This window comes from Streptomyces xiaopingdaonensis (assembly GCF_000262345.1).
GTDB lineage: Bacteria > Actinomycetota > Actinomycetes > Streptomycetales > Streptomycetaceae > Streptomyces > Streptomyces xiaopingdaonensis.
In genome coordinates this window covers 47,085-67,572 of sequence record NZ_AJTQ01000342.1, presented here as the reverse complement: position 1 = coordinate 67,572, position 20,488 = coordinate 47,085, and the positions used below count along the sequence as shown (strand labels likewise).

The 20,488-nt window shown below is 72.5% G+C and carries 19 protein-coding genes and 1 pseudogene; 6 read left to right on the top strand and 14 right to left on the bottom strand.

What is annotated here, in order from left to right:
* Positions 1-274: TrkA C-terminal domain-containing protein (locus UWG_RS0126115; protein WP_016910144.1), on the top strand; the 274-nt coding region annotated here is incomplete at its 5' end.
* On the top strand, positions 271-969 hold the full coding sequence (locus UWG_RS0126110; protein ID WP_016910143.1) for a potassium channel family protein: 699 nt from the start codon (positions 271-273) through the stop codon (positions 967-969). The genes UWG_RS0126115 and UWG_RS0126110, both read left to right, overlap by 4 nt.
* Positions 970-1,004: 35 nt before the next feature.
* On the opposite strand, the gene UWG_RS0126105 is transcribed toward UWG_RS0126110, so the two are convergent.
* The 5 genes and pseudogenes from UWG_RS0126105 to UWG_RS33870 all read right to left on the bottom strand — a co-directional run.
* Positions 1,005-1,859, bottom strand: coding sequence for a DUF3159 domain-containing protein (locus UWG_RS0126105; protein ID WP_016910142.1), 855 nt, complete (start codon positions 1,857-1,859; stop codon positions 1,005-1,007).
* Between the two features lie 3 nt (positions 1,860-1,862).
* On the bottom strand, positions 1,863-2,267 hold the full coding sequence (locus tag UWG_RS0126100; protein WP_016910141.1) for an OB-fold nucleic acid binding domain-containing protein: 405 nt from the start codon (positions 2,265-2,267) through the stop codon (positions 1,863-1,865).
* Between the two features lie 64 nt (positions 2,268-2,331).
* Positions 2,332-3,018: a response regulator gene (locus tag UWG_RS0126095; RefSeq protein WP_016910140.1), complete on the bottom strand. Its 687-nt coding sequence runs from the start codon at positions 3,016-3,018 to the stop codon at positions 2,332-2,334.
* A complete protein-coding gene (locus UWG_RS33875; protein WP_078495744.1) occupies positions 3,018-5,651 on the bottom strand; it encodes an ATP-binding protein in 2,634 nt (877 codons plus the stop codon). Before UWG_RS33875 ends, UWG_RS0126095 begins: the two co-directional genes overlap by 1 nt.
* Before the next feature lie 2,061 nt (positions 5,652-7,712).
* A pseudogene (locus UWG_RS33870) lies at positions 7,713-8,549 on the bottom strand (NACHT domain-containing protein); the annotation flags it as partial.
* Positions 8,550-8,933: 384 nt separating this feature from the next.
* Here UWG_RS33870 and UWG_RS0126085 point away from each other — a divergent pair.
* Positions 8,934-9,170, top strand: coding sequence for a hypothetical protein (locus tag UWG_RS0126085; protein ID WP_016910138.1), 237 nt, complete (start codon positions 8,934-8,936; stop codon positions 9,168-9,170).
* Positions 9,171-9,326: 156 nt separating this feature from the next.
* On the opposite strand, the gene UWG_RS0126080 is transcribed toward UWG_RS0126085, so the two are convergent.
* A complete protein-coding gene (locus UWG_RS0126080) occupies positions 9,327-10,106 on the bottom strand; it encodes a DUF3710 domain-containing protein (RefSeq protein ID WP_016910137.1) in 780 nt (259 codons plus the stop codon).
* A gap of 1 nt (position 10,107) precedes the next feature.
* Positions 10,108-10,617, bottom strand: a complete 510-nt coding sequence (dut, locus tag UWG_RS0126075; RefSeq protein ID WP_016910136.1) for a dUTP diphosphatase — start codon at positions 10,615-10,617, stop codon at positions 10,108-10,110.
* Positions 10,618-10,742: 125 nt separating this feature from the next.
* Here dut and UWG_RS0126070 point away from each other — a divergent pair, with 125 nt between their 5' ends.
* Positions 10,743-11,216: a DUF3093 domain-containing protein gene (locus UWG_RS0126070; protein ID WP_016910135.1), complete on the top strand. Its 474-nt coding sequence runs from the start codon at positions 10,743-10,745 to the stop codon at positions 11,214-11,216.
* 6 nt (positions 11,217-11,222) lie between these two features.
* Here the strand turns inward: UWG_RS0126070 and UWG_RS31100 are convergent, their stop codons facing one another.
* From UWG_RS31100 to UWG_RS0126050, 4 genes are all read right to left on the bottom strand, one after another.
* Positions 11,223-12,020 carry a hypothetical protein gene (locus tag UWG_RS31100; protein WP_016910134.1) on the bottom strand — a complete coding sequence of 266 codons (798 nt, stop codon included), beginning with the start codon at positions 12,018-12,020 and terminating at the stop codon, positions 11,223-11,225.
* Positions 12,021-12,024: 4 nt separating this feature from the next.
* Positions 12,025-12,324: a DUF4193 domain-containing protein gene (locus UWG_RS0126060; RefSeq protein WP_016910133.1), complete on the bottom strand. Its 300-nt coding sequence runs from the start codon at positions 12,322-12,324 to the stop codon at positions 12,025-12,027.
* 585 nt (positions 12,325-12,909) lie between these two features.
* Complete coding sequence (locus UWG_RS0126055; RefSeq protein WP_016910132.1) at positions 12,910-14,151, bottom strand: sensor histidine kinase; 1,242 nt, start codon at positions 14,149-14,151, stop codon at positions 12,910-12,912.
* Positions 14,152-14,155: 4 nt separating this feature from the next.
* A complete protein-coding gene (locus tag UWG_RS0126050) occupies positions 14,156-14,809 on the bottom strand; it encodes a response regulator transcription factor (protein WP_016910131.1) in 654 nt (217 codons plus the stop codon).
* 425 nt (positions 14,810-15,234) lie between these two features.
* Here UWG_RS0126050 and UWG_RS33435 point away from each other — a divergent pair, with 425 nt between their 5' ends.
* Positions 15,235-15,408: a hypothetical protein gene (locus UWG_RS33435; protein WP_016910130.1), complete on the top strand. Its 174-nt coding sequence runs from the start codon at positions 15,235-15,237 to the stop codon at positions 15,406-15,408.
* A 66-nt stretch (positions 15,409-15,474) separates the two neighbouring features.
* On the opposite strand, the gene UWG_RS0126040 is transcribed toward UWG_RS33435, so the two are convergent.
* On the bottom strand, positions 15,475-16,293 hold the full coding sequence (locus UWG_RS0126040) for an inositol monophosphatase family protein (protein ID WP_016910129.1): 819 nt from the start codon (positions 16,291-16,293) through the stop codon (positions 15,475-15,477).
* 26 nt (positions 16,294-16,319) lie between these two features.
* Positions 16,320-17,477, bottom strand: coding sequence for a ferrochelatase (locus UWG_RS0126035; RefSeq protein ID WP_016910128.1), 1,158 nt, complete (start codon positions 17,475-17,477; stop codon positions 16,320-16,322).
* A 316-nt stretch (positions 17,478-17,793) separates the two neighbouring features.
* On the opposite strand from UWG_RS0126035, the gene UWG_RS0126030 reads away from it, so the two are divergent.
* Positions 17,794-19,122, top strand: a complete 1,329-nt coding sequence (locus tag UWG_RS0126030) for a D-arabinono-1,4-lactone oxidase (RefSeq protein WP_016910127.1) — start codon at positions 17,794-17,796, stop codon at positions 19,120-19,122.
* Between the two features lie 61 nt (positions 19,123-19,183).
* Here UWG_RS0126030 and UWG_RS0126025 read toward each other — a convergent pair whose 3' ends face one another.
* Complete coding sequence (locus tag UWG_RS0126025; RefSeq protein WP_016910126.1) at positions 19,184-20,293, bottom strand: ICP22 family protein; 1,110 nt, start codon at positions 20,291-20,293, stop codon at positions 19,184-19,186.
* Positions 20,294-20,488 lie beyond the last annotated feature (195 nt).

The window sequence follows — 20,488 nt, the reverse complement described above, 5'->3', positions numbered from 1 at the left end:
CTCGGGAGCCGAGCCGCTGTGGCGGGACCCGAGCGGACGCGTCGAGCTCGCCGAGGTGGCGGCCGATCCGTCGTGGGTGGGCCACCGGCTCTCCAGGCTCCAGGAGCGCTCGGGGGCGCGGATCGCCTTCCTCACCCGTCTCGGTGAGGCGATGCTGCCGGGTCCCGAGACGGTGCTGCAGGACGGCGACCTGGTGCATGTGCTCATGCGTCGGGGCGACGTGGGCCGCGTCGAAGAGGTCTTCGCGGTCGGTCCCGGAGAGGAGCGGTCGTGAGGGTGGCCATCGCAGGCGCCGGCGCCGTCGGCCGGTCCGTGGCCGGCGAACTCCTGGAGAACGGGCACGAGGTGCTGCTCGTCGACAAGGCGCCGACGGCGATCTCGGTGGAGCGGGTGCCGCAGGCGGAGTGGCTCCTCGCCGACGCCTGCGAGATCACCTCGCTCGACGAGGCGGCGCTGGAGCGCTGCCAGGTCGTCATCGCGGCGACGGGGGACGACAAGGCCAACCTCGTCGTCTCGCTGCTCGCGAAGACGGAGTACGGGGTGCCGCGCGTCGTCTCGCGGGTCAACAACCCTCGGAACGAATGGCTCTTCAACGAGTCATGGGGCGTCGACGTCGCGGTCTCGACGCCGCGGCTGATGTCGGCGCTCGTCGAGGAGGCGGTGAGCGTCGGCGACCTCGTGCGGCTGCTGCGCTTCTCGCAGGGGGACGCCAACCTGGTCGAGGTGACGCTGCCGCAGGAGTCGACGCTCGCCGGCGTCCGCGTCGGCGAGGTCGTCTGGCCGCAGGACACCTCGCTCGTCACCGTGATCCGCGGGACGCGCGTGTTGACGCCCGACCCGGACGACGTGCTGGAGGGCGGGGACGAACTCCTCTTCGTCGCGGCGCCCGACCGCGAGGAGCAGTTGGAGCAGCTGCTGTCGGCCCGTCCGCAGCGCGAGGACCGGGAGGCCGGCGAAGAGGACGTGTGAGGGGCGCGCACGCCCCTCACACGGGAGCCGAGGGGTCAACTCCTGCGGTGGCGCGGCCTTTCGGCCTCCGGCTCCGTGGCGACCTCGGCGAGCATGCCGTCGACGGGGGCGCGGCTGGACTGCTCCTCCTGCCGTTCCGCTTCCGCCTTCTCCTCGGCCTCCATCTCCGCGATGACGTTGATCGGCGGCGGGGCCTTCGCGAGGAAGATCCACGTGAGGTAGACGGCGAGGAGGAACGGCGGGATCTTCAGCGCCATCGTCACCCAGCCGAACTTCGCGACGTCGGCCCAGAAGTAGAGCGGGAAGAGGATCGCGCACTTGGCGAGGAGGATGAAGCCCCACGCGTAACTCGCCCTGACGTAGGCGCGCTTGCGGCCCGGGTTGCGGGTGCGCCAGGAGAGGTTCTCCTTGAAGAGCGGGCCGAGTACCAGCCCCAGCAGGGGGACGCCCGCCGCCGCCGTGAGGATGTACGCCAGCGAGAGGCCGAAGGTGTAGAGCATGCCGGGGAGGTAGAAGTCCTTGGCGTTGCCCGTCATCATCGCGAAGAGCACGCCGAAGCCCACGCCGAAGATCCCGCTGAAGGCGTGCTTCACCGTGTCCCGCCGGACGAGCCGTACCAGCGCCATCGCCACGGCGAGGCCGAGCGCGGTGAGCGCCGCCGAGTGGATGTCCTGGTTGACGGTGTAGATCCCGATGAAGAACAGCCCTGGCACGGTGGTCTCGACGAGACCCCGCACCCCGCCGAACGCCTCGAAGAGCGCCTGCTCGGTGACGGCCTGCGAGCCCTGCGGCTCGGCGGCCCCGTCGCCTCCGGCGGAGTCGCTGCCTTCGGCAGTGCCTCCGCCCTCGGCGGCGGACCGCCGCTCTTCCGGCTTGTCGAGAGGGGTCACCCGCTACTCCTGTCCGAGCGGCTTCAGCTCGTATTGGGGGTTGAACAGCACGGGGCGGCCGCCGCAGAGAGCGATCCGGCCCCGGACGACCAGCCGGCGGCCCGGCTCGATCCCGGCGATGGCGCGGCGTCCCAGCCAGACGACATCGAGCGAGGCCGAGCCGTCGAAGAGCTCGGCCTCCAGAGTGGGAACCCCGGCGCGCGGCCGGAGCGTCACGGTGCGCAGCGTACCGGCTACGCGCACGAGTTGGCGATCGCTGCACTCGGAGATCCGGCCGCAGCCCTCGCCGGCGGACTCCTCGCGCAGCTCCGCGGAGCGGCGCTCCTCCTCCGAGGAGGAGAGCCGCTCGAGGAACCGCCGGAAGCGGCCTTCTCGCGGCTGCTGCCGGGCGCGGGTCGCACCGTTCATGGGGCCAGGGTACCCGCGCGCCGTCGGCCGATCCCCTCCGCTCGTCTTCCCCTGCTGCGGGCCCTCACGGTTCGAAGCGGTAGCCCATGCCGGGCTCGGTGACGAAGTAGCGGGGATGGGAGGGGTCGCTCTCCAACTTCCGCCGTAGCTGGGCCATGTAGACACGCAGGTAGTTGGTCTCCGTGCCGTAGGACGGGCCCCACACCTCGCGGAGGAGCTGCTTCTGGCTCACCAGCCGGCCCATGTCCCGGACCAGCACCTCCAGCAGGTGCCATTCGGTGGGCGTGAGCCGTACGTCGCGGCCGGCCCTGTGCACCTTCTTCGCGCTCAGGTCGACGGTGAAGTCGGCCGTCTCGATGACGCCGGGGCTCGGCTCGCTCGTCGGCGCCGGCTCCGCCCTGCGCACGGCGGCGCGCAGGCGGGCGAGCAGCTCGTCCATGCCGAAGGGCTTGGTGACGTAGTCGTCGGCGCCCGCGTCGAGCGCCTCGACCTTCTCGTCGGACGTCTGCCTCGCGGAGAGGACGAGGATCGGCACTCTCGTCCAGCCGCGGATGCCGCGGATCACCTCGACGCCGTCCATGTCGGGCAGCCCGAGATCGAGGACGACGACGTCGGGGCGGCGGTCGGCGGTGAGCTTCAACGCGGTGGCGCCGTCCGCGGCGGAGTCGACCTCGTACTTGCGTGCCCTGAGGTTGATCACCAACGCGCGTACGAGCTGCGGCTCGTCGTCGACCACGAGCACCCGGTGCATCAGGCTTCCTCTCTCCTTGTGCTTCCGTGGACCCGGGGCTGCCCCGGCACGGGTACGAACGGCTGCCCCTCGGCGCGTGCCGGCGGCTGCGCGGGCAGGGGGTGGCGCAGCGAGGTGCGGCTGTGCGCCGCGGGGACGGTGAGCACCATCGTCATACCGCCGCCGGGGGTGTCCTCCGCGTCGAGCGTCCCGCCCATCGCCTCGGCGAACCCGCGTGCGACGGCGAGGCCGAGCCCGACGCCGGCGCCGCGGGGGGCGTCCCCGTGGCGCTGGAACGGCTCGAAGATGCGGTCCTTCGCCGCGTCGGGTACGCCGGGGCCGCGGTCGGTGATGCGCAGCTCCACCCGGTCCGCGAGGGCGCTCGCCTTGACGAGGACCTTCTTCTCCGGCGGGCTGTGCTTCACCGCGTTCTCCACGAGGTTGGCGACGGCGCGCTCCAGCAGGCCGGGGTCGACGGCGACGAGCGGCAGCGCCTCCGCGATGGCCATCCGCACCGCTCCCTCGGGGACGCCGCCGAGCGCCTTGGGGACGACCTCCTCCAGCGAGATGTCCCGGATCAGCGGCGCCACGGTGCCGGTGTTGAGACGGGACATGTCGAGCAGGTTGCCGACGAGGTTGTCGAGCCGGTCCGCGCCCTCCTCGATCGCGAGGAGCAGCTCCGCCTCGTCCTCGGGCGACCACTCGACGTCGGCCGAACGCAGCGAGGAGACCGACGCCTTGATCGCCGCGAGCGGCGTCCGCAGATCGTGGGAGACCGCGGCGAGGAGCGCGGTCCTGATCCGGTTGCCCTCGGCGAGGTCCCGGGCGCGCTCGGCCTCGCCGAGGAGCCGCTCGCGGTCGAGGACGCGGGCCGCCTGGGCGGCGAAGGCGGCGAGCACCCTGCGGTCCTCGGCGGGGAGCACCCGTCCGGAGAGGACGAGCATCATGTGGTCGCCGACCGGCATGTCCACGTCCCCGTCCTCGGGGCGGACGAGCTGCCGCCCCTCCCCCACGCTCGCGGCGCAGGTCCACGGGCCCCGCTCGTCCTCCCTCTCCAGCAGTGCGACGGACTCCGTGCCGAAGGTCTCGCGCACCCGCTCCAGGAGGACCTCCAGGGTGTCCTCGCCCCGCAGCACGCTGCCTGCGAGGACGGAGAGGATCTCGGACTCGGCGCGCAGGCGCTGCGCCTGCTCGGTGCGGCGCGCGGCGAGGTCGACGACGGAGGCGACGGCGACCGCCACCCCGAAGAAGATCGCGATCGAGACGACGCTGCGCGGACTGCTCACCGTCCAGGTGTGCGTCGGCACCGTGAAGAAGTAGTTGAGCAGCAGCGAGCAGAGCGCGGCGGAGGCGAGCGCGGGGAGGAGCCCGCCGACGAGCCCGGCCGCGACCGTCACCACGAGGAAGAGGAGGACGTCGTTGGCGAACCCGAGCCTCGGGTCGACGGAGCTCATCAGGACGCCGAGCAGCACCGGGCCCACGACGGCCGCGAGCCACCCGGCGATCACGCGTGCCCGGCCGAGCCGGGTCGTCCCCCGCGCCACAGGCAGCCCCCGCACGTGCGCGTTCTCGCGGTGCGTGACGATGTGGACGTCGAGGTCGGGTCCGGCCTCGCTCGCCACCAGCGCCCCGACGCCAGGGCCGAAGACGTACTGCCACGGCTTGCGCCGCGAGGAGCCGAGCACGATCTGCGTCGCGTTGACGCCGCGGGCGAAGTCCAGCAGGGCCGCGGGGATCTCGTCCCCGATCACCTGGTGGTAGGTGCCGCCCAGGTCCTCGACGAGGGTCCGCTGGACGGCGAGTTCACGCGCGGCCGCCGGCCGCAGCTCGTCGGCGGAGACCACCGAGACGGCGAGGACCTGGCTCCCCGACCCCTTGGCGGCCATCCGCGCGGCGCGGCGGATGAGCGTACGGCCCTCCGGCCCGCCGCTGAGGCCGACGACGATCCGTTCGCGGGCCTGCCAGGGCGACTTGATGCGGTGCTCGGTGCGGTACTTCTGGAGGTACTCGTCGACGCGGTCGGCCGTCCACAGCAGCGCAAGCTCGCGCAGGGCCGTGAGGTTGCCGACGCGGAAGTAGTGCGAGAGCGCCGCGTCGATCTTGTCGGAGGAGTAGACGTTGCCGTGGGCGAGGCGGCGGCGGAGCGCCTGCGGCGTCATGTCCACCAGCTCGATCTGCTCCGCCCTGCGCACCACCTCGTCGGGGACCGTCTCCTGCTGCCGTGTGCCCGTGATGGACTCCACGACACCGACGAGGGACTCCAGGTGCTGGATGTTGACCGTCGATATGACGTCGATACCGGCGGCCAGCAGCGCCTCCACGTCCTGCCAGCGCTTCTCGCGCGCGGAGCCGGGTGCGTTGGTGTGCGCCAGCTCGTCGACGACGGCCACGGCGGGGGCCCGCGCGAGGAGCGCCTCGGTGTCCATCTCGCCGGGGCCCCCGCCCTCGGCCGGCAGCCGCGGCACGACCTCCAGCCCGCGCAGCAACTCAGCGGTACGCGGCCGGTCGTGGGGCTCGACGTACCCGACGACGATGTCGGTGCCGCGCTCCCGGCGCCGGCCGGCCTCGGAGAGCATGGCGTACGTCTTCCCCACGCCGGGTGCTGCTCCGAGGTAGATCCGCAGTTGACCGCGGGTCCGGGGTGCTGACGACATGCCCTCATTGTGACCGGTGCCCGCACCGCCGCCTGCGCCGCGGGCGGCGGTGGGCGTCAGGATCGCGTATGGGGTTGCGGCCCGGCGGTCTGTCGGGGTGCGGTGGCCGGGATCTCGCCCTCGTGGACGGAGAGCCAGGCGAGCATCTGCCGCAGGCGGAGGCGGCGGGGCGGGTGGAGGTCGGGGTCGGCCAGGAGGTCGCGGAGCCAGGTCGTGGCCTCGTGGGTGGTTCGGGCTTCTTCGAGGTCCGTGAGGAGCTTGGTGCTGAACAACTGGTGCGTGCGGGGTTCGCGTATCTCGGCACGCCACACTTCCAGTGCCGCCTCGCGCTCGCCCAGTGCGGCGAGTTCCTTGCGACGGCGTACACGCAGGTCCGCTGCACGCGCAGGTTCCCCCTCCGGGACACCACACGGCGCAGACCGAGGCCCCGGTCCCCAGAGCGCACCGGGACGCCGGCACGAGTGCGGACGCCCGCTCGGCCACCCGCGGCGGGTCGAGGAGCGCCACCGTGTGCAGAAGGTGGCCGGGGACGAACGTGTAGTGCGCGGGGTCCGAGGCGGTGCGATCCACTGCGGCCGCCACCTGCTCCCACGCGTCGCGCCCGCGCACCCGTGTGCACAGCTCCGCCGCCGCGCGCAGCTCCCCGCCGCCTGCGTGCGGGGACACGAGCACCTCCGAGGCGATCCGGGCCGCCTGCTGCTGTCCGCCGAGGTGCTCCATCGCCTCCGCGAGCGCCAGCCGGGCCACCTGGTCCGACGCGGGCCGCTGCTCGGCGAGTTGGACGATCTCGGGTACGGCGGCTTCGCCCGCGGCTCTCAGCCACGCCTCGGCCGCACGCTTCAGCCAGGAGCGCCGTGCCAGCGGGTCGGCGAGGACCTCACGCGCCAGGTGTGCCGTCTTCTCGGCGTCTCCGAGCACCTGGGCGGCCTCGGCCGCGAAGGAACACTCGAACCAGTCGGCGTCGGGCTCACGCACCATCCCGTCGAGGCGCTGCCTCACGGCCTGGCGGGCGGCCTCGCCGAGCGAGCAGGCGAGCCGGGCGGCCCGGGGCATCGTCTCGTACACCGAGTCCAGCAGGGAGGGGAGAAGAGACCTGGCCTGCTGGGCGGCGCCCGCGCCGGCGAGCGCTTCCAGGGCGCCCAACCGCCGTCCGGCCGCGACGACTTCGGACCGCGTCAACTCTTCGAGCAGCGCGAGCACCCCGGGCTCTCCTCCCAGCGCACCGAGCACCTCGAAGGCGCGGTCGCAGCGCCCGGTGTCCTCCACGTTCCGCGCCAGCGCCTCCAGTCTCCCGACGACCGCGCCCCTCCGCCCCTCCGAGAACGCCACCCCCTCCGCCATCAACTGCCCCGCCAGAAGCACTCGTTCGTGCCCCCCGAGCAGCAGTCTGTCCGCCACGACGTCCGCATCGCACCCGTCCCGCGCCCCCCACATGCAGAAGACGAAAACGCCCAGGTTCCGCCGCTCCCCCGCGAGGGCGCGGCGCATCCACTCCTCCATGTCGGGAAAGTCGGGAGCGATCAGCTCGGCGTACGACTGCGCCGCGATGAACTCGGCGAAGGAGTGGTGGAGGAAGCGGAAGTCCCCGTCCTCCGCGACGAGGAGGCCGGTGGCCGAGAGGAACTCGCGCAGGTCGACCTGCCAGCCGGGGAGCTCGGGGGCGCCGCCCGAGACGATCCGGTCCTCGGCCGCCTTCCAGAGCGACGCCTCCTCCTCCAGCCGCAACCTGCCCAGCTCTCCGAGGAGTTGGCGCTTCTCGCTCTCCAGCCGCAGGTGGAAGGCGTACCGCTGCTCGTCGTCGCCCCAGCGGCGGCGCAACTCGTCGCGGGCCGTCCGCTCGCTCAGGCCGCGGGTGAGGAGCCGTTCGCAGAAGTCCTCGTAGAGGGTGAGGCGGCTCGTCGGCAGCGGCTTGGCGGGGGCGAGCGTCGCGTTGACGGCGGCGATCGTGGCGAGGAGCGGGTTGCGGACGAGTTCCCTGAGCCGGCCGTCCGCTGTCTCGGTCAGGAAGCGCTCGGCGGCGGCCTTCGCCTCCTCGCCGGTACCGTGCTGGGCCGCGAACCACCTGTGCGCGAAGTCCCGCAACTCCTCCTGGCCGAAGGGCTCGACAGTATAAGCGCCCATCGACGCGCTCCGCAGCGGCGCGAGTTCGGCCTCCGGCAGCGGCCTGCTCGTCACGACGAACCGGTAGTCGCTCCCGTCCCTGGCGTGTTGGGCGAGAGTCCGGATCACCGCGGTGCGCGCCTCGGGGTCGGCGATCTCGTCGAGGCCGTCCACGAGGACGAGCCAGCGGGCGCCCTGGATACGGGCGGCGAAGAGTTCGGCGGGCGGTTCGGCGACGAGTGCGCTTCCGAGCGTCGACGCGACGGACCTGCACAGCGTCTCGCTCCACGAGCCCGTCGCCCCTGCGAGCGAGCGGGCCGCCACCCGCACGGGCACCACCGGCTCGCTGAGGGGCGCGTCGTAGCTCGTCTCCTCTCGCGTCCAGATGCGGGCGAGCGTCCACGCGAGGTGGCTGGAGAGCGTCGACTTGCCGGCTCCTGGCTCGCCCGTGAGGAGCAGGTGCTCGTGCCGGGCGAGCACGTCCGCCGCAGGCAGGGTGACCTCGGCGGTGGCGCGCGGCTGCTCCGCGTGCCCGTCCGGGCTGCGCGCCGACGGACTCTCCCCACGGGCCTCCCGGTCGGCGGGGCTGCTCTCCGCGGCCGAGCGTACCTGCTGGCGTACGTAGACGGCGGAGAGCGGGGGTTCCTCGACGCCGAGCAGGCCGTACGGGAGCCGCTCGACGGCCTTCGCCTGCGCCGTGACCAACTGCCTGACGGCCAGCAGCGGCTTGGGCAACTGCGACCAGGAGGTCAACTGGGGTGCACGCGCGGCGATTCTCGCCTCGGCCGCGCGGTCCATCGCCTCCTTCGCCAACCGCCAGAGCCGCCCCGCCTCCTCCACGTCGGCGTTGAGCGCCCTGGCGAGGCCGAGAGCCGCCCGCTCCCTGACGAACCTGTCCCCGTTGCAGAGGCCGTAGACGACGTTCTTGTGCGCCAACTCGTCGCGCACGACGGCGTTCGGGTTCTCGTACCCGGCGTCGGCGAGGGCGCGGCGGAACCACCGCGCCAAGTCCTGCAATTCGGCGTAGGGCTCGCTTCCCTCGCTGCGCGGGCGCCCGGGTCGGCCTCCTGGCATGCGTCACTCCCGACTACGGAATTTCCCGGAGTTTCCTCAGCCTATGGCGAAATCCCTTGTACGTCGGAGAGTTGGAGCGACTCACACCGCCGAGCCCCGGAGGCCGCCATGTCGTCGCTCGTCGCCGCCCCACCGCTCCTGCTCGCCGCCCTCGCGCTCGTCTCGGCGGCGACGACCGTCACGTGCGCCTGGCTGCGCAGCCGGACCAGGGTCGCTGTCGCGCGGGAACACACCCGCCGTGTCGCCCTGGCCCTCGCCGGCAGCGAACCCGCGGCCCGCGCGGCGATCGTGCATGTGTGCGCCCGTCCGGAGGCGGCGGCGCACGCGGGCGACGACACCTCGTGAGCCGCCGACGGGCCCGCACCCGGAGCGAGTTGACGCAAACACCGCGGCCACGACACAGCGACGAAGCACCGCCCCCGGAAAGACGAAGCCGACAAGCAGAGGGCCCGGAGGGGTCGCCCTCCGGGTCCTTGCGTCGCGCGGAAGATCCGCAGCCGCTCAGCGCACCTCGGTGATCTCCGGGCCGCGCTGGAGCTTGTCGAGGCCGCCCGCGAACCGGGAGCCCTCCTCGACGGTCTCCTGCTGCACGCCCTCGGGAACCATCTGCGCGTCGTCCGGCAGCTTCAGGGTGATCGGGTCGCGAGGCGCCATCGGCTGGTCGCCACGGACGACCACGGTGTCCCGGAAGATCTGCTCCAACAGGCCCGCGGCCTCCGGCTGCACGGCGCCCTGCCCGGAGATCACACCGCGCAGGAACCAGCGCTTGCCGTCGACGCCGACGAAGCGCACGACCTGCACGCCGTTCTTGCCGTCCGGCAACTGAACCGGAACCTGGGCCCTCAACTCCCAGCCGAGCGCCCCCTCGACCTCATCGACGACGCCGCCCTGCTTGGTGATGCCCGAGCCGATCTCCTCGCGCACCTCGTCCCAGAGACCCTCCCGCTTCGGGGCCGCGAACGCCTGCAACTGCACGGCGCTGTCCTGGAGCACGATCGTCGCCGCGACGATCGCGTCGCCCGCGACCTCGACACGGAGCTCCATGCCCTCGACGCCGGGGACGTAGATGCCGCCGAGGTTGACCCGGCCCGTCTCGGGGTCCGTCACCTCGTCGAGGTCCCAGGGGCCGTCGGGGCGGGGCGCCGGCGGCAGCTTGACGCGGGCGGCCGAGGTCTCGTCGGCAGCGTCGCCCGCGGATTCGTCCGAGGCGTCCTGTTCCGTCTCGAACTCGTCCGAGGCGCCCTCAGGCTTTTCGCTCTTCTTGCGACGACGTCCGAACACGTCACTGTCCTCTCAGGTCTGTGTGCCGTTCGGCACCGACCGCAACGTAACCACTCTGCTGTGCGGTGTGGCCCCCCGTGGAGCCGAATCCGCCTTCGGCGCGGGCCGACCCCGGCAACTCGGCCACCTCGTGGAAGCGGACCTTCTCCACGCGCTGGACTACGAGTTGGGCGATCCGGTCGAACCGTTCGAAGCGGACGCTCTCGTGCGGATCGAGGTTCGCCACAATCACCTTGATCTCCCCACGGTACCCGGCATCGACGGTCCCCGGAGCGTTCAGCAGCGAGACGCCGCAACGGGCCGCCAGCCCGGACCGGGGGTGCACGAAGGCGGCATACCCGTCCGGCAGCGCGATCGACACCCCCGTGGGGAGCAGTCTCCGTTCCCCGGGGGCGAGTTCGGCACTCTCCGTGGTCACCAGGTCGCAGCCCGCATCACCGGGATGCGCGTACGACGGGACGGGCACCTCGGGGTCGAGGCGCCGCAGCAGGATGTCGACGGGTGTGCTCACCGGTGCACCTCCGAGGCGGAGCGGACCGCGAGACCGGTGCGGGGACTGGTTGGTTGGGCAGCACTCACGGGTGCAGACCTTACCGCCGTCCACGGTCCGCGGGCGCGCGTGCAAAGCTGGGAACCATGGATGAACCGACGCCGACGACGTTCGACGAACGCCTCACCGCCCCGCGCTCCTGGTGGCTGATCGCCGCCGCGCTGGGGTTCGGAGCCGCCATGGCGATGCTGCCGTTGGGCACGCTCGCCGCGCTCGGCGGCTTCGTCGTCGGCGGGGCGCTCGCCGCGGTCGCCGTCAGCGCGTACGGCTCGGTACGGGTGCGGATCGTCGGCGGGGCGCTCGTCGCGGGCGAGGCACGCATCCCCGTCTCCGCGCTCGGCGACGGGGAAGCGCTCGACGCGGAGGAGGCGCGGGCGTGGCGGAGCCACCGGGCCGACACCAGGGCGCACATGCTGCTGCGCGCCTACATCCCCACGGCGGTCCGCGTGAAGGTCACCGACCCCGAGGACCCGACGCCTTACGTCTACGTATCGACCCGTCACCCGCAGGAGTTGACCGCCGCACTCGCCGCCGCGCGGAACTCGGCACAGGCGGGCTGACAGCCGTCAGCGGCTGCCGTCGCGCAGATCCGCGCGCACACGCCCGGCGAGCCGTGCCGTCTCCCTGCGGTTGAACGCGGCGCCGAGCGCAGCCCCCGCCAGCATCGGCGCCAGGTTGGGCAGGTTGCGGAGCGTGCGACGCGCGACCTCCTTGCGCAGCCGGCTCCGCAGACCGCTGCTGAGCCCCCCGCTCGCCGCGGAGAGCGTGCCGGGTCTGAAGGGGTCGATCCCGCGCTGCTCCGTCCACGCCATCAGGTAGACGCGGGCGCGCTGCGCCGGGCTGCCGAGCGCGGGTCGCCCGTAGATCTCGTGGAGTTCGGCGACGAGCTTCAACTCGACGGAGGCGACCCCCGCCAGCTCCGCGGCGAGCTCGGCCGGCATGGCGGGCGGCACGGGCAGCATCGCGGCCGCCCCGACGCCCGCGCCCACGGCGGCCGAGCCCTTGACGGCGCCCGAGACGAGCCGATCGGCGATCTCCTCGATCCCGAGGCCGGGGAACTGCGCACGGAGCGTCTCGGCGTCCCTGACGGGGATACGCGGAGCGGTGTCCGTGATCCGGTCCGCGACGGCGCCCGAGAACGCTGCGATTCGCCCGCGCCGGACGGGGGTTGGGGCGTCCGCCGCGCCCTCGCGGGCGGCTGCGGAGGCGCGGCGGCGCCTGTACGCAAGACCGCGGCGGCGCCGCGGGCCGCCCGCACATGGCGCGAGCGAGGCCGCTGCGTCGGGGCCTCGCTCGTCCTCGCTACGTGCGTCGTGCTCTTCCCCGTCGCCTCCTTGCGCCGACGGGTCCCCCCTCGACGGCATCGGATCAGGCCGCGCAGTCGCGGCAGATCGGCTGGCCGTTCTTCTCCGCGGCAAGCTGCGAGCGGTGGTGCACGAGGAAGCAGCTCATGCACGTGAACTCGTCGGCCTGGCGCGGCAGCACGCGGACGGACAGCTCCTCGTTGGAGAGGTCGGCGCCCGGCAGCTCGAGTCCTTCGGCCTGCTCGAACTCGTCCACATCCACGTTGGAGGCGGACTTGTCGTTTCGCCGGGCCTTCAGCTCCTCGAGGCTGTCCTCGTTGACGTCGTCATCGGTCTTGCGTGGAGTGTCGTAATCCGTTGCCATCTCGCTCTCCCCCTCTGGGTATCTGCGGTGTCTCAGCGCACGTAACGCATGAGAGGCCGGACTTGTGCCCGACCTGAGGCGGAGATTTTGCCTCACATCAAGGTCTGTTACTCAATCGACACCCAACCGCACCCCTGAAGAGGTGATCGCGCCGGATGCCGAGGAGGACCATAGACGGTCCCGGGTAGCGCTTCGCGCACGCCATCCCCGGTACTGCCACGTTCTCCGCCTGCGGAAACCTGGATTTTCCGGGATTTCTTCCCGCTCATCGGCCACAGTGCGTGGACTCGGGAGAAATCGCTGTGCGATCCCTCACACCACCTTCCACGCCCCCGGAAACGATCTTCCGTCGCCCCGATTCCGCGGTCGGCGAACTGCCTTACCCCGCAGGAATCCCACGCACTGTCACCTCTCCCGCACTCTCCGCATCCGAACCCAACTGCCCTGTTCCGTATTCCGGTTACGGCCACGGCCGACCGGTCCGGGAAGCCCCCGGCCGCCACGAGCCGCATCCGACCGGAAACAGACCGGAATCCGACCGGATTTCACACCCGGCCTCCCGCCCGTCCGGCACCGTCGAGAGACTCAGACGGGCAGCGCGACCCTCAACCTCAGCCCCCCTTCCTCCCGCGGCTCGGCGGTCACCACGCCCCCGTGCGCCCGTGCCACGGACCGCACGATCGACAGACCGAGCCCGACACCCCGGTCGCTTCCCGTCCGCTCCGAGCGGAGACGCCGGAACGGCTCGAAGAGGTTGTCGACTTCGTACGCGGGCACGGCCGGTCCGGTGTTCTCCACGACGAGCACCGCCTGCCCCGGCAGTACCTCGGTGTCCACCGAAACCCAGCCGTCCTCGGGGAGGTTGTACCGCACGGCGTTCTGCACGAGGTTCAACGCGACGCGCTCCAGCAGCACTCCGTTCCCCTGTACGTACGCGGGGTGACGGACGCCGCGCAGCTCGACTCCTGCCGTCTCCGCCTCACCGCGCGCCTGCTCCACGGCCTGCCCCGCGACCTCGGCGAGATCGACCGGTTTGCGGTCGACGATCTCGTTCTCGCTCCGCGCGAGCAGCAGAAGCCCCTCGACGAGCTGCTCGCTGCGCTCATTGGTGGCGAGGAGCGTCTTGCCCAACTGGTGCAGCTCGGGCGAGGACTCGGGGTCGGCGAGCTGGACCTCCAGGAGCGTGCGGTTGATCGCCAGGGGGGTGCGCAGCTCGTGCGAGGCGTTGGCGACGAACCTGCGCTGCGCCTCGAAGGCGCGGTCGAGGCGGTCGAGCATGTCGTCGAAGGTGTCGGAGAGCTCCTTCAACTCGTCGTCGGGACCCTCCAGTTCGATCCGCTTGTGCAGGTCCGAGCCGGCGACCTGCCGCGCGGTCCGGGTGATCCGGCCGAGCGGCGAGAGGACGCGTCCCGCCATGACGTACCCGAAGGCGAACGCGGCGACGGCGAGACCGAGCAGCGCCATGAGCGAGCGCTGGAGGAGCTGGTCGAGCGCGAGGCGGCGCTGCTCGTCCGTGCACTCGGCGAGGCGCTGCATGAAGACGTCGCTCGTGAGCCGGCCGTCGGCGAGCCCCGGACAGTTGTCCGAGGTGAGCTGTGCGCTGCCGTCGAGGAGGCGGAAGGGGAGCTGACTGCCGTCCCGCAGCGCCTGCGCGGCGAGCAGGTAGATGATGGTGAGCAGCAGCATCCCGGCGATGAGGAACATGCCGCCGTAGAGCAGCGTCAGCCTTATCCGGATCGTCGGGCGCAGCCACGGCGGGGACTTGGGCGGCGAGGGCGGGTCCCAGGTGGGCTTCGGCGGCGCGGACGGCGGCGGTGCGGCGCTCACGGGGTCAGATCCGGTAGCCGGCGCCGGGCACCGTGACGATCACGGGAGGCTCACCGAGCTTCCGGCGCAGGGTCATCACGGTGACGCGGACGACGTTGGTGAAGGGGTCGGTGTTCTCGTCCCACGCCTTCTCCAGGAGCTGCTCGGCCGAGACGACCGTGCCCTCGCTCCGCAGCAGGACCTCGAGGACGGCGAACTCCTTCGGCGCGAGCTGCACCGGCTCGCCGTCCCTGTGGACCTCGCGCCTGTTGGGGTCGAGCGTGATGCCGGCGCGCTCCAGGACCGGTGGCAGGGCCGCCGTCGTCCGTCGGCCCAGCGCGCGTACGCGCGCGGTGAGTTCGGAGAAGGCGAAGGGCTTGGGGAGGTAGTCGTCGGCGCCGAGTTCGAGGCCCTCCACGCGGTCGCTGACGTCGCCGGAGGCGGTGAGCATCAGGACCCTCGTCGGCAGGCCGAGGTCTACGATGCGGCGGCAGACGTCGTCACCGTGGACCACGGGGAGGTCCCGGTCGAGCACGACGACGTCGTAGTCGTTGACGTCGATGCGCTCCTCGGCCGCGGCCCCGTCGTAGACCACGTCGACGGCCATCGCCTCGCGGCGCAGGCCGGTGGCGACGGCGTCCGCGAGGAGTTGCTCGTCCTCCACGACGAGTACGCGCACGGCGCTTTCCTTCCCTTCGTGCTCTGCTCCCCGCCCCGGGCACCGCGTGCGCCGCCGCACACCGGGCGGGCGGGATGTGCGGGGGGCCGCTCTCCGGCGCGCGGTGAGGGCGCAGGCGAGGAGCACGGGTACCGACCCCACCATCGTGCCTGAACGCCGGTAAACCAGCGGTAAGACCGCCCGGGGCCCCGGCGCACGACAGGCGCACGGAAGCACGCGGGCGCACTACTAGCCGATTTTTCGGTGTCGTTGAGGTTTCCACCGGGAAGCGCCTGGGGAGTACCAGAGAACACCCACGATCACCCCCCGTGCGCGGCAAGCCACCCCGAGCTGCTGACGCTCCCCGAAGGCCACGGTGATCTGAGTGAGCACATCAACCCTCGGCACATCCCCGTGCCGCCGACCCATGACGAGGGGGCGCACTCATGGACGCGTTCACCGCAGGACTCCTGCAACGCATAAGGAGCACCGAGACCGACCTGCGCCACGCCCGCGAAACGGGGGACGAGTTCCTCGTGGACGTCGAACAGGAGGAGCTGGAGGACCTCCAGCGCCTCGCCGCCGAGCACGGAGTCGAGCTCGGCCCCGTCCACAACTGACACCCCGGTGACGTCCGCACGGGGATCGGCCGGCCTCCTCCCGGGAGGCCGGCCGATCTGTGCGTACTAGTCGTGCCAGGCGCCGAGTTCGTCCAGCAGCGGCTGGAGCGCGTCGAAGACGCCGGGCGAGCCCGCGACCATGAGGTCGTTGCCGGGGGGCGCACCGGGGCGGCCTCCGGTGCGCGCGCCCGCCTCGCGGGCGATCAGGTCGCCCGCTGCGAAGTCCCAGGCATGCAGGCCCCGTTCGTAGAAGCCGTCGAGGCGGCCCGCGGCGACGTCGCAGAGGTCGATCGCCGCCGAGCCGGACCGGCGGATGTCCCGCAGCAGCGGCAGGACCTGCGCGGCGAGCGCGGCCTGCCTCGTACGGCGCTGCTGTACGTAGTTGAACCCGGTGCCCACGAGCGCCTGGTCGAGCGGCGGCGCCGCCCGGCAGGCGAGCCGGTGTCCCCGCAGGAAGGCGCCCTCGCCGCGCACCGCGTGGAACGTCTCCTCGCGCAGCGGCGCGAAGACCACGCCCACGACGGCCTCCCCGTGGTACTCGGCGGCGATCGACACCGCCCAGCCCGGCAGGCCGTAGAGGTAGTTGACGGTGCCGTCGAGCGGGTCGAGGACCCAGCGCACGCCCGAGGTCCCGGCGCTGTCGGAGCCCTCCTCGCCGAGGAAGCCGTCGTCGGGGCGGCGTTCGCCGAGGAAGCTCGTGACGAGCTTCTCCGAGGCGATGTCCATCTCCGTGACGACGTCGATCGGGCTCGACTTCGTCGCGGCCACCCCGAGGTCCGCCGGTCTGCCGTCGCGCAGCAGGGCGCCGGCCCGCTCGGCCGCCTCCAGGGCGAGTTCGAGCAGCTCGGTCCTGAGCCGCTCGTCCGGTTCGGGTGCTTCGGTCACTTCGCTCCTTCGTGCTGGCGTACGGCTCAGGAGTACGGGCTGTCCGCGCCCGCGGCCGCCGGCTTGGGGGTGCGCGCGGGGCAGCAGCCGACGGGGCAGACGTCGTGGCTGGGGCCGAGGGCGCCGAGGGCGCAGCGCTGGGGGCTGCCGCCGCGCTCCGCCGCTGCGCGCTCCTCGACGAGGTCACGCACGGCCGCCGCGAAGCGCGGGTCGGCGCCGACCGTCGCCGAGCGGGCGACGGGCAGCCCGAGTTCGGCTGCCTTCGCCGTCGCCTCGGTGTCGAGGTCGTACTTGACCTCCATGTGGTCCGAGACGAATCCCACGGGCACCATGACGGCCGCCGACGCGCCGGACGCCTTCAGCTCCTCCAGGTGGTCGCAGATGTCCGGTTCGAGCCACGGAACCGAGGGCGGCCCGCTCCGCGACTGGTAGACGAGGTTCCAGGGGTGCTCCACGCCGGTCCGCTCCCGCACCGCGTCCACGATCACCCGTGCCACGTCGAGGTGTTCGGCGACGTACGCGCCTCCCGGGCCGTGCGCGGCCGGCGGTCCCGAGGTGTCGGCTGCCGCGTCCGGGATCGAGTGCGTGGTGAACGCCAGGTGCGCGGTCTCGCGTACTCCGGCGGGGAGTTGCTCCAGGGCCGCGAGCACGCCGTCGACGACCGGCTCGACGAACCCCGGGTGGTTGAAGTAGTGCCGCAGCTTGTCGACGTGCGGCAGCGGGTGTCCTTCCTCCTCCAGGACGGCGAGGGCGGCGGCGAGGTCCTCGCGGTACTGGCGGCAGCCCGAGTAGGACGCGTAGGCGCTCGTCGCGAAGGTGAGGACGCGGCGGTAGCCGGCCTTGGAGAGTTCGCGGAGCGTGTCCGTGAGGTACGGCGCCCAGTTGCGGTTCCCCCAGAAGACGGGCAGGTCGAGGCCGTGCTCGGCGAAGTCGCTGCGGAGCGCGTCGAGGAGCCTGCGGTTCTGCTCGTTGATGGGGCTGACGCCGCCGAAGAGGTAGTAGTGGGCGCCGACCTCCTCCAGCCGCTCCCTCGGGATGCCGCGACCGCGAGTGACGTTCTCCAGGAACGGGACGACGTCGTCGGGGCCTTCGGGACCGCCGAAGGAGAGTAGGAGGAGGGCGTCGTACGGAGCGGCGGAGCCGTCCCCGGGGGGCGCGGTGTCGAGGGGCAGCGGATCGGACATAGCTCCGATCCTGCCATCCGGCGCACGCGAGCCGCGCCCAGGGCCCGCGGGCGTACGCGGGCTCTTTGCCGCCCGGGCGCACGAAGGCCGGAGGCCCCGCACGAAGGGGCCGCCCGTACGGGTGGCCGGTACCGCGACCATGAGTATGATCCTCCCCCAACTGACGGGGAGCACACCGCTCTTGGCCGCGGGGCCGGGCCCGTCCGGCGCGCACCCTCGGTCCGTCGCCGGACCGTCGCGGTCGAGGGGCGGTGCGCGCCCCCAGCCTCGCCGACCGGACATCCGGCCGGCACCGCGGCGAGAGGGGACGGATCACATGGGCGCGCAGGCGACGAGCGACCGCACGGCGCGGGCGGGGTGGCACAACTGGGCCGGAACGGTCACCGCCTCCCCGGCGCGGACGGCTGCGCCCGCCTCGACGGACGAGGTCGCCGACGCGGTGCGGCAGGCCGCGGCGGACGGGCTGCGCGTGAAGGCCGTCGGCACGGGGCACTCGTTCACGGCGGCCGCGCAGACCGAGGGCCTGATGCTCAGGCCCGACCGGCTCACGGGCATCCGCCGCGTCGACCGGGAGGAGGGGACGGTCACCGTCGCGGCGGGCACCCCGCTCAAGCAGCTCAACCGCGAACTCGCCGAACTCGGCCTCTCGCTCACCAACATGGGCGACATCATGGAACAGACCGTCTCGGGCGCGGTGAGCACCGGCACCCACGGCACGGGCCGCGACTCCGCCGCCATCGCCGCGCAGATCGTCGGCCTGGAGCTGGTCACCGCCGACGGCGCCGTCCTGCGCTGCTCGCGGACGGAGAACCCCGAGGTCTTCGCCGCGGCCCGCGTCGGGCTCGGCGCGCTCGGCGTCGTCACCGAGATCACCTTCGCCGTCGAGCCGGAGTTCCTGCTCACCGCGCGCGAGGAGCCGATGCCGTTCGCGCGGGTCACCGAGGAGTTCGACCAACTCGTCGCCACCAACGAGCACTTCGAGTTCTACTGGTTTCCGCACACGGACGGGTGCAACACCAAGCGGAACAACCGGAGCCAGGGACCTGCCAGGCCGCTGCCGCGGGTGCGCGGCTGGATAGACGACGAGTTCCTCTCCAACGGCGTCTTCCAGGCGGTCTGTTCGCTCGGCAAGGCGGCACCCGCGACAGTGCCCGGAATGGCCCGAATATCCAGCCGCGCGCTCTCGACCCGCAGCTACACCGACATCCCTTACAAAGTCTTCACAAGCCCGCGCCGGGTCCGCTTCGTGGAGATGGAGTACGCCCTCCCGCGCGAGGCGGCGATGGCGGCCCTGCGCGAGGTGCGCGAAGCGGTCGACCGCAGCGACTTCCGCGTCTGCTTCCCCGTCGAGATCCGCACGGCGCCGGCCGACGACATCGCGCTCTCCACCGCGAGCGGCCGCGAGACCGCCTACGTCGCGGTGCACATGTACCGCGGCACGCGCTACGAGCCGTACTTCACGGCCGTCGAGGCGATCATGACGGCGCACGGCGGGCGCCCGCACTGGGGCAAGCTGCACACCAGGGACGCCGCCTACCTCGCCGAGAACTACCCGCGCTTCGAGGAGTTCCGCTCGCTGCGCGACCGCCTCGACCCCGACCGCCTCTTCGGCAACGCCTACCTCCGCCGCGTCCTCGGCGACTGAACGCACGCACGAGGGCCGGACAGCCTCTGCCGTCCGGCCCTCGCCGCCCTTCCGCTCCGGATCACTCCGCGGAGGGCGCCTCCTGCTCCGGCTCGCCGACGGAGGGCTGCTCCTCCGGGTACGAGTCCTGGTCCGACTGCTCGTCGGCATCCGGGTCCGTCTCCGTCGGGCCGGTTCCCCTCGGCGCCTCGCTCCGGCCCGGGTCGGCACCCGTCTCGCCGTCGCCGGTTCCGGTCTCGCCGGTCGGGTCGGGCGCGGGGGTGTGCGGGGCGGTGTCGCCCTCGCGGGTCTCCTCGGGGCTCGGATCGTGCGGAGTGGCTCCGCCGTCGCCGTCCTCCTCCTCGGTCTCGCCCGGCGCCTGCGCGGGCTCGTCCGCGTCGCCCGGGTCCTTCCCGTCGGAGGAACCGCCGCCTCCGAAGACGTCGCTGACCGACGTCCCCTTGCCGCCCGAGACGTTGTGTCCCGAGATCGCCTCGTAGAGGGTGACGCCGCCGATGGCGAGGCCAAAGACGAGCACGGCGGGGAGCAGCGTCCGCTTCCAGCCGCGCCACTTGGTCCCGTGGACGCTCGACTCGGTGAACTCCTCCGAGGGCTCTTCGGTCGGCTCCCGCCGGTTCGGCGCCTGCGGCACGGCGGCGAACAGCCGCGTCGCCTCGGGGTCTTCGCCGGGGCGCAGGACCGTCGTGGCGTCCGGGTCGGCGCTTTTGCGGAGCGCGACGGTCTCGTCGGGGTCAACCCGGTGCACCGCCGTTGCCTCGTCCGTGACCGGGAGCCTCGGCGCCTCGCCCGGACGCAACACCACCGTCTCGTCCGCCTGGTGGACCGTGGGGAGAATTGTGGTTGCCCGCGCCTCGTCGTGCTGCGCGGAGGGTGCCCCCTCCGGCGCGGGACGACGCGTCCTCGGCCGCTGCTGGACCGTGACGACCTTGATCTGCTCGCCGGTGCGGCGGAAGAAGTGCTGGAAGAGCGGGCCACCGCTGGTGGCGACGAGGCTCATCACGCCGGCGCCTATGAAGGTTCCGTAGACGCCGAGTTGGCCGGCCGCGAAGGCCGCGATCACCGCGGCGACGGCGCTGCCCATCACCTGCGCAGGGCTGACGTCGATCCGCTTCGCCTTCTCCTGCTGCTGCTCCTCGTCGCTCGGAGGGTCCGCTGGGTCTCTTCTGTCCATTTACCGCCCCTGTTGGCACACTCTCAGCCACTGTGCACGACTAAGGGACTTTCAGGCGAAGGCAATGGTTCCGCTTAAGCGGTTTCTGTGAGGCTCCCCACCCGCTTACCCTGTTCCCCGTCCGAGGCCGTCCGGGATCGGCGAGACTCGGGGTGCCAACTCCCTTGCCGGGGAGCAACTTCGGCGGCGAGGCGG

What these genes read in the sequence shown, in the direction of transcription:
- UWG_RS0126100 (WP_016910141.1), bottom strand. Translation starts at nt 2,267, where the DNA reads ATGAACGGTGCGACCCGCGCCCGGCAGCAGCCGCGAGAAGGCCGCTTC.
- UWG_RS0126095 (WP_016910140.1), bottom strand. Translation starts at nt 3,018, where the DNA reads ATGCACCGGGTGCTCGTGGTCGACGACGAGCCGCAGCTCGTACGCGCG.
- UWG_RS33875 (WP_078495744.1), bottom strand. Translation starts at nt 5,651, where the DNA reads ATGTCGTCAGCACCCCGGACCCGCGGTCAACTGCGGATCTACCTCGGA.
- UWG_RS0126085 (WP_016910138.1), top strand. Translation starts at nt 8,934, where the DNA reads ATGTCGTCGCTCGTCGCCGCCCCACCGCTCCTGCTCGCCGCCCTCGCG.
- UWG_RS0126070 (WP_016910135.1), top strand. Translation starts at nt 10,743, where the DNA reads ATGGATGAACCGACGCCGACGACGTTCGACGAACGCCTCACCGCCCCG.
- UWG_RS31100 (WP_016910134.1), bottom strand. Translation starts at nt 12,020, where the DNA reads ATGCCGTCGAGGGGGGACCCGTCGGCGCAAGGAGGCGACGGGGAAGAG.
- UWG_RS0126060 (WP_016910133.1), bottom strand. Translation starts at nt 12,324, where the DNA reads ATGGCAACGGATTACGACACTCCACGCAAGACCGATGACGACGTCAAC.
- UWG_RS33435 (WP_016910130.1), top strand. Translation starts at nt 15,235, where the DNA reads ATGGACGCGTTCACCGCAGGACTCCTGCAACGCATAAGGAGCACCGAG.
- UWG_RS0126035 (WP_016910128.1), bottom strand. Translation starts at nt 17,477, where the DNA reads ATGTCCGATCCGCTGCCCCTCGACACCGCGCCCCCCGGGGACGGCTCC.
- UWG_RS0126030 (WP_016910127.1), top strand. Translation starts at nt 17,794, where the DNA reads ATGGGCGCGCAGGCGACGAGCGACCGCACGGCGCGGGCGGGGTGGCAC.
- UWG_RS0126025 (WP_016910126.1), bottom strand. Translation starts at nt 20,293, where the DNA reads ATGGACAGAAGAGACCCAGCGGACCCTCCGAGCGACGAGGAGCAGCAG.